At 59.0% G+C, this 13,096-nt stretch carries 11 protein-coding genes; 5 read left to right on the top strand and 6 right to left on the bottom strand.

Going from position 1 to position 13,096, the window contains the following annotated elements:
• Positions 1–359: 359 nt before the first annotated feature.
• From uxaC to ACLEXF_RS15255, 3 genes are all read left to right on the top strand, one after another.
• Entirely contained in the window at positions 360–1,772 is a 1,413-nt protein-coding gene (gene uxaC / locus ACLEXF_RS15245) for a glucuronate isomerase (RefSeq protein ID WP_004206118.1), read from the top strand.
• 18 nt (positions 1,773–1,790) lie between these two features.
• The gene (locus tag ACLEXF_RS15250; RefSeq protein ID WP_017900666.1) at positions 1,791–3,278 is read left to right on the top strand and encodes a UxaA family hydrolase; all 1,488 of its coding nucleotides are present in this window, start codon (positions 1,791–1,793) and stop codon (positions 3,276–3,278) included.
• A gap of 129 nt (positions 3,279–3,407) precedes the next feature.
• Complete coding sequence (locus ACLEXF_RS15255) at positions 3,408–3,962, top strand: YgjV family protein (protein ID WP_004206116.1); 555 nt, start codon at positions 3,408–3,410, stop codon at positions 3,960–3,962.
• A gap of 15 nt (positions 3,963–3,977) precedes the next feature.
• On the opposite strand, the gene sstT is transcribed toward ACLEXF_RS15255, so the two are convergent.
• The 5 genes from sstT to ACLEXF_RS15280 all read right to left on the bottom strand — a co-directional run bounded on the left by sstT (position 3,978) and on the right by ACLEXF_RS15280 (position 8,922).
• On the bottom strand, positions 3,978–5,225 hold the full coding sequence (gene sstT, locus ACLEXF_RS15260; protein ID WP_004206115.1) for a serine/threonine transporter SstT: 1,248 nt from the start codon (positions 5,223–5,225) through the stop codon (positions 3,978–3,980).
• Between the two features lie 267 nt (positions 5,226–5,492).
• On the bottom strand, positions 5,493–6,464 hold the full coding sequence (locus ACLEXF_RS15265; RefSeq protein ID WP_004188496.1) for a TerC family protein: 972 nt from the start codon (positions 6,462–6,464) through the stop codon (positions 5,493–5,495).
• A 272-nt stretch (positions 6,465–6,736) separates the two neighbouring features.
• Positions 6,737–7,726: a Gfo/Idh/MocA family protein gene (locus ACLEXF_RS15270; RefSeq protein ID WP_032456647.1), complete on the bottom strand. Its 990-nt coding sequence runs from the start codon at positions 7,724–7,726 to the stop codon at positions 6,737–6,739.
• Positions 7,727–7,799: 73 nt separating this feature from the next.
• Positions 7,800–8,300, bottom strand: a complete 501-nt coding sequence (locus tag ACLEXF_RS15275; RefSeq protein ID WP_023319188.1) for a M48 family metallopeptidase — start codon at positions 8,298–8,300, stop codon at positions 7,800–7,802.
• 19 nt (positions 8,301–8,319) lie between these two features.
• Positions 8,320–8,922 carry a helix-turn-helix domain-containing protein gene (locus tag ACLEXF_RS15280; protein WP_049093395.1) on the bottom strand — a complete coding sequence of 201 codons (603 nt, stop codon included), beginning with the start codon at positions 8,920–8,922 and terminating at the stop codon, positions 8,320–8,322.
• A 43-nt stretch (positions 8,923–8,965) separates the two neighbouring features.
• Between ACLEXF_RS15280 and ACLEXF_RS15285 the strand changes: the two genes are divergently transcribed.
• On the top strand, positions 8,966–9,673 hold the full coding sequence (locus tag ACLEXF_RS15285) for a B3/B4 domain-containing protein (protein WP_049093394.1): 708 nt from the start codon (positions 8,966–8,968) through the stop codon (positions 9,671–9,673).
• Positions 9,674–9,758: 85 nt separating this feature from the next.
• Positions 9,759–10,889, top strand: a complete 1,131-nt coding sequence (rlmG, locus tag ACLEXF_RS15290; protein ID WP_049093393.1) for a 23S rRNA (guanine(1835)-N(2))-methyltransferase RlmG — start codon at positions 9,759–9,761, stop codon at positions 10,887–10,889.
• A 107-nt stretch (positions 10,890–10,996) separates the two neighbouring features.
• Here rlmG and ACLEXF_RS15295 read toward each other — a convergent pair whose 3' ends face one another.
• Entirely contained in the window at positions 10,997–13,018 is a 2,022-nt protein-coding gene (locus tag ACLEXF_RS15295) for an NADPH-dependent 2,4-dienoyl-CoA reductase (protein WP_062913590.1), read from the bottom strand.
• Between the last annotated feature and the right edge of the window lie 78 nt (positions 13,019–13,096).

Raw genomic sequence — 13,096 nt, forward strand, 5'->3', positions numbered from 1 at the left:
TCAGTTGTTATGTAAAAAGTCGGTATCCATTCCGTATAAGCCGATGCCATCAACACCGGTAAAGCATTCCGTCGGTTTATATGTTGCGACGGCAGAAAGATAACTTGTCATACAACTTTAAAAGTTGAGTGCTGTCACAAAAGTGGGAAAGTTAGTGTGGTCTTTATGACTGGCGAGGAAAGCCAGATACGGCGCGCCCTGGCGAGACGTTTGCCGTGGAGAGGCGGTTTTTTTTATCAGCGTTTATTGATCTAACTCACGAAAAACAGTTCGGTCTGTGGAAATTGGTGTGATAACTTTGTCAGCATTGTAGTCAATCATCTGAAAGGCTCCTGTTCCGGAGCGAAGAGGACACACGAATGACACCGTTTATGACCGAAGATTTTCTACTCGATAGCGAATTTGCCCGCCGCCTGTACCACGATTACGCGAAAGATCAGCCTATTTTCGACTACCATTGCCACCTTCCGCCGCAGCAGGTTGCCGAAAATTATCGTTTCAAAAATCTGTATGACATCTGGCTGAAAGGCGATCACTACAAATGGCGCGCGATGCGCACTAACGGCGTGCCGGAGCGTCTGTGTACCGGGGATGCCTCCGATCGCGAGAAATTTGACGCCTGGGCAGCCACCGTGCCTCACACAATTGGCAACCCGTTATACCACTGGACCCATTTAGAGCTGCGTCGCCCATTTGGTATTACAGGTAAGCTGCTGTCACCTTCCACCGCCGATGAGATCTGGGAACAGTGCAATGCGTTACTGGCGCAGGACGCCTTCTCCGCCCGCGGGATCATGAAGCAGATGAACGTGAAGATGGTCGGCACCACCGACGATCCGATTGATTCCCTGGAACACCATGCGGTTGTCGCCAAAGACACTTCATTTGATATCAAGGTGTTGCCGAGCTGGCGTCCGGATAAAGCGTTCAACATCGAGCAGGCGACCTTCAATGACTATATGGCTAAGCTGGGTGAAGTGTCCGACACCGATATTCGCCGTTTTGCGGACCTGCAAAGCGCGCTGACCAAACGTCTGGACCACTTTGCCGCTCACGGTTGCAAAGTCTCCGACCACGCCCTGGACGTAGTGCTGTTTGCGGAAGCGACCGACGCCGAGCTGGACGCCATTCTGGCGCGTCGCCTGGCTGGCGAAACCCTTAGCGAACGCGAAGTGGCGCAGTTCAAAACCGCGGTGCTGGTGTTCCTCGGCGCAGAGTATGCTCGTCGCGGCTGGGTGCAGCAGTACCACATCGGCGCGCTGCGCAATAACAACCTGCGTCAGTTCAAACTGTTAGGCCCGGACGTTGGCTTTGACTCGATCAACGATCGCCCGATGGCTGAAGAGCTGTCTAAGCTGCTGAGCAAGCAGAACGAAGAGAACCTGCTGCCGAAAACCATTCTCTACTGCCTGAACCCGCGCGATAACGAAGTGCTGGGCACCATGATCGGTAACTTCCAGGGCGAAGGGATGCCGGGCAAGATGCAGTTCGGCTCCGGCTGGTGGTTCAACGATCAGAAAGACGGCATGGAGCGGCAGATGACCCAGCTGGCGCAGCTCGGCCTGCTGAGCCGCTTTGTCGGGATGCTGACCGACAGCCGCAGCTTCCTCTCCTACACGCGCCACGAATACTTCCGCCGCATTCTGTGCCAGATGATCGGCCGTTGGGTGACCGCCGGCGAAGCGCCTGCGGATATCGCGCTGCTGGGCGAGATGGTGAAAAACATTTGCTTTAACAATGCGCGTGACTATTTCGCCATTGAACTGAACTAAGACCAGAGGTCGGTTGATATGCAATACATCAAAATCCATTCGCAGGATAACGTCGCGGTCGCGCTGGCGGATATGACGGCCGGTAGCGTGGTGACGATCGACAATGACCCGGTCACCCTCGGTCAGGATATCGTTCGCGGACACAAGTTTGCACTGCGCGCTATCGCGAAAGGGGAAAACGTCGTTAAGTATGGGCTGCCGATTGGCCATGCGCTGGCGGATATCGCGCCGGGCGAGCATGTCCATGCGCACAATACGCGCACCAATCTCAGCGACCTTGACGCGTATCGCTATCAACCGGAGCAGGTTGCCCAACCGCCGCAGCCAGCGGATCGCGAAGTGCAGATTTATCGTCGCGCCAATGGTGACGTCGGCGTGCGCAATGAGCTGTGGATCCTGCCGACCGTCGGCTGCGTCAACGCCATGGCCCGCCAGATGCAGAACCGTTTTCTGAAAGAGGCAAACGGCGCGGAGGACATCGATGGGGTGCATCTCTTCAGCCATACCTATGGCTGCTCGCAGCTCGGGGACGATCACCTCAATACCCGCACCATGCTGCAGAATATGGTTCGCCATCCGAACGCCGGGGCGGTGCTGGTGGTGGGCCTTGGCTGTGAAAACAACCAGGTGGAGGCCTTTCGCGAAACGCTGGGCGAGTATGATCCGCAGCGCGTGCACTTTATGGTTTGTCAGCATCAGGACGATGAAGTGGAGGCGGGAGTGGCGCATCTCCACCAGCTGTATGACGTGATGCGTCAGGATAAACGTCAGCCGGGTAAGCTGAGCGAGCTGAAGTTTGGCCTCGAGTGCGGCGGGTCTGACGGCCTGTCCGGTATTACCGCCAACCCGATGCTGGGGCGCTTCTCAGACTATGTGATCGCCAACGGCGGCACCACCGTGCTGACCGAAGTGCCGGAGATGTTCGGCGCTGAACAGCTGCTGATGAGCCACTGCCGCGACGAAGCGACCTTCGACAAGCTGGTGACTATGGTCAATGACTTTAAGCAGTACTTTATCGCGCACGACCAGCCTATTTACGAAAACCCCTCGCCGGGCAACAAGGCCGGGGGGATCACCACCCTCGAGGATAAGTCGCTGGGCTGTACCCAGAAAGCGGGCTCCAGCCAGGTCGTGGATGTCCTGCGCTACGGCGAACGTCTGAAGGTTCATGGTCTGAACTTGCTGAGCGCGCCAGGCAATGATGCCGTCGCCACCAGCGCGCTGGCCGGCGCCGGCTGCCATATGGTGCTGTTCAGCACCGGCCGCGGCACGCCGTACGGCGGCTTTGTGCCGACGGTGAAGATCGCCACCAACAGCGAGCTGGCGGCAAAGAAAAAGCACTGGATCGACTTCGATGCCGGACAGCTGATCCACGGCAAAGCGATGCCACAGCTGCTGGAGGAGTTCGTGGATACCATTGTGGCTTTCGCCAACGGCAAACCGACCTGTAATGAGCAGAATGACTTCCGCGAGCTGGCCATCTTTAAAAGCGGTGTTACCCTGTAAAGGCGCATTCATATTGGCGCCCGGGCGGCGTTGATCGCGCATTGGCCTGATAGCGCAGCGTCATCGGGTAAGCAGCAGCGGCGTTTCAGCCTGTGAAGCGCCGTTTGTTTTTTCTCTCAGGGAGCTTTCATGACCGCGTATTGGCTGGCTCAGGGCGTCGGCGTCATCGCCTTTCTTATCGGCATTACCACCTTTATCAACCGCGACGAACGTCGCTTCAGGCTTCAGCTGGCGGTCTATAGCGCCGTTATCGGCGTCCATTTTTTCCTGATGGGCGCCGCGCCTGCCGGGATGAGCGCCGGGCTTAATGCGCTCCGCACGGTCATTTCCCTGCGCACCCGCAGCCTGTGGGTGATGACAGTCTTTATCCTGCTGACGTTGATCCTCGGCCTTGGCAAGCTGCAGCATGCTATGGAGCTGCTGCCGATTATTGGCACTGTCGCCAGCACCTGGGCGCTGTTTCGCTGTAAAGGGCTGACCGTCCGCTGCGTGATGTGGTGCTCCACCGCCTGCTGGGTGACGCATAACCTGTGGCTGGGTTCGATTGGCGGGACGCTGATTGAAGGCAGTTTCCTGATCGTCAACGGCCTGAATATCATTCGCTTCCGCCGGATGCAAAAGCGGGGTATCGATCCGTTCAGGGTTGAAAACGCGGTGCAGGAAGAGAGCCCCTCCGCGCGGTAGCGGAGGGGAAAGGCATTAACTGCGCAGGGCGTTTTTCGCCAGCTGGTCGTCTTCCGCCATGCAGGCGGCGGCGGTAAACAGGGCGTCGGTGGAGGAGTTCAGCGCGGTTTCGCAGGAATCCTGCAGCACGCCGATGATAAAGCCGACGGCAACCACCTGCATCGCCACATCGTTCGGAATACCAAACATATTACAGGCCAGCGGGATCAGCAGCAGCGAACCGCCCGCCACGCCGGAGGCGCCGCAGGCGCACAGCGAAGCGACCACGCTCAGCAACAGCGCCGTCGGCAGATCCACCGGAATGTTCAGCGTATGGACCGCCGCCAGCGTCAGCACGGTAATCGTGATTGCCGCGCCCGCCATATTGATGGTCGCCCCCAGCGGAATGGAGACCGAATAGGTATCGCGATCCAGGTTCAGCTTCTCGCATAGCGCCATATTCACCGGAATATTGGCGGCGGAGCTGCGGGTGAAAAACGCGTAGACGCCGCTTTCGCGCAGGCAGGTCAGCACCAGCGGATAGGGGTTACGGCGAATCTTCCAGAACACCAGCAGCGGGTTAATCACCAGCGCCACCAGCAGCATACAGCCCACCAGTACCAGCAGCAGCTGGGCGTAGCCCCACAGCGTTTCAAAACCGGTGGTCGCCAGGGTGGAAGAGACCAGGCCGAAGATCCCCAGCGGCGCAAAGCGGATCACCACTTTAACGATAAAGGTCACCGCGTGGGAGATATCGTTGATCAGGTTTTTCGTGGTGTCGTTACCATGGCGCAGGGCGAAGCCAAGCCCCACCGCCCACACCAGAATACCGATATAGTTGGCGTTCAGCAGGGCGTCGACCGGGTTGGACACCATGCTCATCAGCAGACTACGCAGCACCTCAACAATCCCCGACGGCGGCGTGATGCTGTCGGCGGCGGTGGTTAAGTGCAGAGTCGACGGAAAGAGAAAACTGAACAACACCGCAGTCAGCGCCGCGCTAAAGGTGCCCAGCAGATAGAGAAACAGAATAGGGCGAATACTGGTTTTTTGTCCGTGCTGATGGTTGGCGATCGAGGCCATGACGAGCATCAATACCAGCACCGGCGCTACCGCCTTTAACGCGCCGACGAACAGGGTCCCCAGCAGGCCGACGGCGATAGCCGCTGGCTTAGAGACCAGCGCCAGCAGCACGCCAAGCACCAGGCCGATTAAAATTTGTTTCACCAGGCTGCCTTGCGCCAGGCGGGAGAGCCACCCTGATGGGGGAGTGCGTGTTGTCATAATTCATTCCTTCCAGTGATGTAGCAAGCCATCCCAGCCACGTATTATTTGTTACGTTTATGTCAGGATGTAAATAGATGTTTGCATAGCCGAGTATACGGAAAGAAAGCCTGGCGGGAAGCGTAAAATACTGTGATTTTAATCTGGATCTTATTTTTTAACTATGCAGTAACATAATTGTGACATGAGCAGGCATTCTCGTTACGAGAAGGTCTGTTATAGCCGATTACCGCGCCGTCAGCGGGAGCCGACGGCGCGCCAGGCAGGTTATTCAGGCAGTTTGCGCTGCTTGTCGTGCTGCTTGTTGACCCAGGCGTTAATCAACAGCGTGACGGTCAGGATGCCGCCCACGACCCCCAGCGAGATGGCGACCGGGATATGGTAGAAGTCGACGATCAGCATCTTCACGCCAATAAACACCAGGATCACCGACAGGCCATATTTGAGCATCGAGAAGCGCTCAGCGACCCCCGCCAGCAGGAAGTACATGGCGCGCAGGCCGAGAATGGCAAACAGGTTCGAGGTCAGCACGATAAACGGGTCGGTGGTGACCGCGAAGATCGCCGGGATACTGTCGACGGCGAATATCACATCGCTCAGCTCGACCAGAATCAACACCAGCAGCAGCGGCGTGGCGAACAGCACCCCGTTTTTACGGGTGAAGAAGCGCTCGCTCTCGATTTTATCGGTCATTCGCAGATGGCTGCGGATCCAGCGCACCAGCGGTTTGTCGCCGATGCCGGAATCATCCTCTTTCGCCAGCGCCATCTTCACGCCGGTAAACAGCAGGAAGGCGCCGAAGACGTACAACAGCCAGTCGAACTGGGAGATAAGCCAGCTGCCGGCGAAGATCATAATGGTGCGCAGAACAATCGCCCCGAGGACGCCATACACCAGCACCCGGCGCTGCAGAGCAGGCGGCACGGCGAAGTAGCTGAATAGCATCAGCCAGACGAAGACGTTATCGACCGCCAGCGCTTTTTCAATCAGATAACCGGTGAGGAAGGCCAGGGCCTGCGGATCGGCGACGGCGCGGCCCTGGGTTTGCACCAGATACCACCAGAACGCGGCGTTGAACAACAGAGAAAGTGTGACCCAGAGGATAGACCAGCCAGCGGCCTGCTTCATGGTCATGCTATGCGAACCGCGTCGTCCCTGAAGCAGCAGGTCGATCGCCAACATGATCGCGACGACGACAGCGAATCCACCCCATAGCAACGGCGTGCCGACAGTATTCATTTGATATTCCTTACATAAAAACAAAAACGGCTGACGTCGGAAGACGGCAGCCGCTGCGCTTTTATGCATAGACCTCGCCTTCCGGCAAGGTCTCACTTACAACAACCAAAGTTCATCGCGATGGGCTTTGGTGATTGCCCGGCGACCGGATGCGGTATTACACGCATCGTAATGACGATCGGCCGGCAAGGAAGTTACTCCCCTTTGCTCGTAACAAAATATGTCACGAGGCGGTTTTCGTCAATGGCGGCCAGACGGGCCTTTACACTCTTTTACGCCAGCGGCTGCGTATCGGCCGGGAAGATCACCCCGGTCTGGCGACGAATTTCGCTCGACAGTTTCGCCGTGATACGGCTCACAGCCAGGCCCGGATGGTCGACATCCTCTGTTTCCACCAGCCGCGCGAAGGTCTCCGCCTCATACAGCATAGTATTGATATGCTGCGGCTGCGTCAGGTCCTGGGCTTTGCCGCCGCGCGGCACAAACGCCAGCTTCTGGCACTCGGAGATTTTTTCGATCACCAGTACCCCCTCTTCCCCCTGAATTTCGCTGGGGATCGCCGAGTCGCTCACCTTGGAGTGATGCAGCGTCACGTCGAAGTCGTCATAGCTCAGCACCACGGTGCCCTGGGCGTCCACGCCGCTGTCCAGCAGGCTGGCGGTGGCATGAACGGCCCGCGGTTCGCCCCACAGCGCCACAGCGGACGCCAGGCAATAGAAGCCGATATCCATAATCGAACCGTTGGAGAACGCCGGATTAAAGGTGTTGGGGTTTTCGCCGTCGAGGTAGCGCTGGTAGCGCGAAGAGTACTGGCAGTAGTTTATGAAGGCTTTACGCAGTTTACCCACTTTGCCGAGGGTTTCCTTCAGCAGCAGAAAGTTGGGCAGGCTGGCTGTTTTGAAGGCTTCAAACAGCACCACGTGGTTGGCTTTCGCCACCGCGATGGCCGCCTCGACCTCCTGTAGATTCGACGCCAGCGGTTTTTCGCAAATGACGTGCTTCTTGTGGCTCAGGAACAGCCGCGTCTGCGGGAAGTGCAGGGAGTTCGGGCTGGCGATATACACCGCATCAATGGCGTCGCTTTGCGCCAGCGCCTCCAGCGAGGTATACAGATGCTCGACCGGATAGTCATTGGCGAAGGCTTGCGCCTGTTCGAGGCTGCGGGAGTAGATGGCGGAAAGTTTATATTTGCCGGTTTCATGGGCGGCATCGACAAACTGCTTAGTGATCCAGTTTGTGCCAACAACTGCGAAACGTATCATAAACGGTGACGAACTCCATTAAAGGGAACCTGTCGCCACTCTATCATGCCCCCATGACAAAACCAGTGCGTGACTACGCAGAACGCTTCAACGAAAGGTGCGTCAGCCACAGGCGGGTGTCGAACTCCAGCTGGTGGTATTGCGGCTCCATATGGCAGCACAGCTGATAGAAAGCCTTGTTGTGATCCTTCTCTTTCAGATGCGCCAGCTCATGAACCACGATCATGCGCAGAAAGGCCTCCGGCGCGTCGCGAAATACCGTCGCCACGCGGATCTCCGCTTTGGCTTTCAGCTTGCCGCCCTGAACGCGGGAAATGGCGGTATGCAGGCCGAGCGCATTGTTCAGCACGTGGATCTTACTGTCATACATCACTTTGTTGATCGGCGCCGCGCCGCGCAGAAAGCGGTTTTTCAAGTCCTGGGTGTACTGATATAGCGCTTTATCGCTGTTAACGTCGTGCCCTTGCGGATAGCGCTTTTGCAGCACCTCGCCGAGGCGGTCTTGCTCGATTAACGTGGTCACCTGCGCCAGCAGCGATTCAGGATAGCCCTGTAAATAAATGAGTTTTGTCATCGTCTTATCATTACGTCTGTCAGGAGGGCAGTTCAGCCACGGTCATGGTAAAGACCAGCGGCGCAGTACCCTCATTGCGGTAACCGTGCTCTATTTCGGTGCGGGCCACCGCGGATTCTCCGACCGCCACCGTGCGGCAGGTCTCGCCAAGCGTCAGCGTCAGCGCGCCGGCTTCCACGTGCAGCAGCTCGAAGGTCGTCGCCGGGTGGCCGGGCGAGGTAAAGGCTTCGCCGGGCTGCATCTCCCAGCGCCACAGCTCAATCATATTCGGCCCGGCGGTGCCGGCGAGAAGCCTGGCGCTGCCTCCCAGCGGGCCTTGCCAGAGGGTGGGGATCTGCTCGGCGGGAATAATATGCAACGCGGGTTCGCTTGCCACATTGACGATATCCGCCACCGAAACGCCCAGCGCGGCGGCGAGTTTGCAGAGGATCGCAATGCTGGGGTTGGCGGCCTCTTTTTCCATCTCGACCAGCATACCTTTGCTGATGCTGGCCCGGCGCGACAGCTCGTCCAGCGACATTTTTTTCGCTTTACGGTAGGCCTTCAGCCGCGTGGCGACGGCGCGACTTACCTGGTCGACATCAGATCCTGAATCGGTCGTTATATTGACTTTTACGTTCATTGGTCACTATGATGAAACAAATTGGTCATTACAGGATTATCGAATGCGTAGCGTAACGCCGTCAATCGAATCTGCGGTCAGCCGCCTGGCGCCGGGCTTTCGGGCATTAAGTATTGTGGTGGAGAGTGCGCCGGTGGCCAACCCCGCCATCGCGGAGCAGGCGCTGGCCGAGGCCTGCCAGGCGGTGCAGCAGGATGATGTGCCCTGGGCGCAAGCGCACCTGGCGGCATGGGATGAAGCCTTCAGCGCCTTCGGCGCGAAGGCGAAACGTACCCCCTGTTCGGCGCAGGCGCTGCGCAAGCGGGTGCTGAAAGAGGGGAGCCTGCCGGCCATCGATCCGGTAGTGGATATCTACAACGCGATCAGCATTCGCTATGCCGTCCCGGTCGGTGGGGAAAATCTGGCCGCCTACCGTGGCGAACCGCGGCTGGCCATTGCCCGCGGCGATGAGCCATTCGATACGCTAAAATCGGCAGAGCCGGTGGTGGAATATCCGGAGCCGGGCGAAGTCATCTGGCGGGATGATATAGGCGTAACCTGCCGACGCTGGAACTGGCGACAGGGCGTACGTACCCGGCTGGACAGCGGCGCGCAGACGATGTGGTTTATTCTCGAAAGCCTGCCGGCGATGCCGTTGTCGGCCCTGCAAGAGGCGGGAGAGCGGCTGGTAGGCTATCTGCAGCAGCTGATGCCCGGCGCCCGCGCGTCGATAACGCTGCTGCAAGCCGATGGCGAGGGCGATCTACGCTGAGCGGCGATGATCAGCGATCTCTCTTCAACTGGACAGGATTTGCGTATAAACTCGCGGGTTTTACTATTCCGGAGGCGGAGAGGCGATGAGCCAGGCAGAGTTAAACGGTGAGTTATTCACATTAGAGCGGTTCCCACCTAACGCTGAAGAAGAAGCGCTTCAGGCGTGGGAAGCGGCGGATGAATATCTGCTGCAACAGGTGAATGACGTCGACGGCCTGACGCTCATCTTCAACGACGGCTTCGGCGCGCTCGCCTGCGCGCTGGCGGAGCGCAACCCCGTCAGCATCAACGATTCCTTTATTTCCGAGCTGGCGACCCGCCACAACCTGCGGATGAACGGCATTGATGAAGAGAGCGTGCGCTTTCAGGATAGCCTGAGCCCGCTGCCGGCCGCGCCGGCGCTGGTGCTGATTAAGGTGCCAAAGCAGCTGGCGCTGCTGGAACAGCAGCTGCGCGCCCTGCGCCAAGTGGTGACGCCGGAAACCCGTATTATCGCCGCGGCGAAAGCCCGCGATGTGCATAACTCGACGCTGGCGCTGTTTGAAAAAATTCTCGGCACCACCACCACCTCGCTGGCATGGAAAAAAGCGCGTCTGATCCACTGCGTTTTCACCGCCCCTGAGCTGGCCGATGCGCCGCAAACCTACAGCTGGAAGCTGGACGGCACGCCGTGGACCATCCACAACCATGCCAACGTTTTTGCCCGCAGCGGTCTGGATATCGGCGCGCGCTTCTTCGTGCAGCATTTACCGTCTAATTTAGAAGGCGAGATCGCCGATCTCGGCTGCGGCAACGGGGTGATTGGCCTGCAGGCGCTGGCGCAGAACCCGAACGCGCGGGTCATGTTCACCGATGAGTCGCACATGGCGGTGGCTTCCAGCCGGTTGAACGTCGAGCACAACCTGCCGGACGATATCGACCGCTGTGAATTTATGGTCAACAACTCGCTCTCCGGCATTGAGCCGGACCGCTTTACGGCGATCCTGTGCAATCCGCCGTTCCATCAGCAGCACGCCATTACCGACCATATTGCCTGGCAGATGTTTAACGACGCCCGCCGCAGCCTGAAATACGGCGGCGAGCTGTACGTCGTCGGCAACCGCCACCTCGATTACTTCCGTAAGCTGAAGCGCGCGTTTGGTAATTGCACGACGATTGCGACGAACAATAAGTTCGTCATTTTGAAAGCGACCAAGGTGCGTAAGCAGCGCTGATTCGTGTTGCTGTTTCCCCGGCTACCGGCTGACGCCTTCGCCGGGCTAGCGTGCGGGATTATCGTGGTAGCCCGGGGAAGGCGCATCGCGCCGCCCCCGGGACACGGCTAAATCGTCAGCGCCAGCTTCGTGCCCTGGGCAATCGCCCGGCGCGCATCCAGCTCCGCCGCCACGTCGCAGCCGCCGATCAAATGCACCGTTTTCCCTGCCTCGCGCAGCGGTTCCGCCAGATCGCGGCGCGGCTCCTGACCGGCGCAGACAATCACATGATCCACCGCCAGCAGCTGGCGTTCACCGCCGATAGTCACATGTAACCCCTCATCATCGATCTTCTCATAGCTGACCCCCGGGATCATTTTCACGCCGCGCGCCAGCAGCGTCGCGCGATGGATCCAGCCGGTGGTTTTGCCGAGCCCTTCGCCCGGTTTGCTCGCTTTGCGCTGCAGCATCACAATTTGTCGCGGGCTTTGACTCAGTTGCGGGCCCTCAGGACTCAGCCCTCCCGCCGTTTGCAGGCTGGTATCGATACCCCATTCGCGACAGAATTCGCCGATATCCTGGCTGGTGGCCACGCCCGACTGGCTTAGGTACATCGCGGTGTCGAAGCCGATGCCGCCGCAGCCGATGATCGCCACCTTCGCGCCAACCGGCGCTTTGTCGCGCAAGACATCCAGGTAGCTGAGCACCTTGGGATGATCGATCCCGGCGATCGCCGGCAGGCGCGGGGCGATACCGGTGGCGAGGATCGTCTCATCGAAAGCCAGCAGATCATCTGCCGTAACGCGGGTGTTCAGGCGCAGATCGACGCCGTTAAGATCGAGCATGGTGCGGTAGTAACGCAGCGTCTCGTGGAACTCCTCTTTGCCAGGGATCTGTTTGGCGATATTAAACTGGCCGCCGATCTCCGGCAGCGCATCGAACAACGTGACCTGATGGCCACGGGCGGCGGCGTTAACGGCAAAGGCCAGACCGGCCGGCCCGGCGCCGACCACCGCCAGCCGTTTAGGCGCGTTGGCAGGCAGGACCGGCATCAGGGTTTCATGACAGGCGCGCGGGTTGACCAGACAGGAGGTGACTTTGCCGACGAAGATCCGATCGAGACACGCTTGGTTGCAGCCGATGCAGGTGTTGATCTGATCGGCACGATCGTTCTGCGCTTTTGACATAAATTCGGCGTCGGCGAGGAACGGGCGGGCCATCGATACCATATCGGCATCGCCGCGGGCGAGAATATCCTCCGCGACCTGCGGATCGTTGATGCGGTTGGTGGTGATCAGCGGGATCGATACCGCGCCTTTCAGCTTGCGGGTGACCCAGCTAAAGGCGCCGCGCGGTACCGGCGTGGCGATGGTTGGAATGCGCGCTTCGTGCCAGCCGATCCCGGTGTTGATGATGGTCGCTCCCGCCGCTTCAATCGCTTTGGCCAGTTCAGTGACTTCCGCCAGCGTGCTGCCGTCGTTGACCAGATCGAGCATCGATAGGCGGTAGATGATAATGAAATCGTGACCGGCGCGCTGGCGCACGGCCTTGACCACTTCAACGGCGAATCGCATACGGCGCGCGTAATCGCCGCCCCATTGATCGCTGCGCTGGTTAGTGCGCGCGGCGAGGAATTCGTTAATCAGATAGCCCTCAGAGCCCATCACCTCGACGCCGTCATAGCCCGCTTCCCGCGCGAGCTGGGCGCAGTGGGCAAAATCATCGATCAGCGTGAGGATCTCGTTGTGGCTCAGCTCATGAGGGGTGAACCGGTTAATCGGCGCCTGCAGAGGCGAGGGGGCGACCAGCGCGGGCTGGTAGCTGTAGCGCCCGGTGTGCAGGATCTGCAGAGCGATTTTGCCGCCTTCCTGATGTACCGCGTCGGTGATCTGGCGATGATGCGCCAGATGGCTGGCATCGTTGAGCACCGCGCCGCCGGCCATGGTCACCCCGGACGGGGCGGGAGCGATGCCGCCGGTGACGATCAGTGCCACGCCGTGACGCGCACGCTCGGCGTAAAAGGCCGCTAACCGCTGCGCGCCGTCGGGCAGTTCTTCCAGACCGGTATGCATGGAGCCCATCAACACGCGGTTTTTAAGGGTAGTGAAGCCCAGCTCAAGCGGGGCGAAAAGCGACGGATAGCGGCTCATAATGGCTTCCAATGTAAAATTATTGTTATGTGGTCGGATGAGTTACTAATTTAGCCGTCGTGGAGAAAAAGGGAAAAG

Source organism: Klebsiella pneumoniae complex sp. WS1778, assembly GCF_049472055.1.
Classification (GTDB): Bacteria; Pseudomonadota; Gammaproteobacteria; order Enterobacterales; family Enterobacteriaceae; genus Klebsiella; species Klebsiella quasipneumoniae.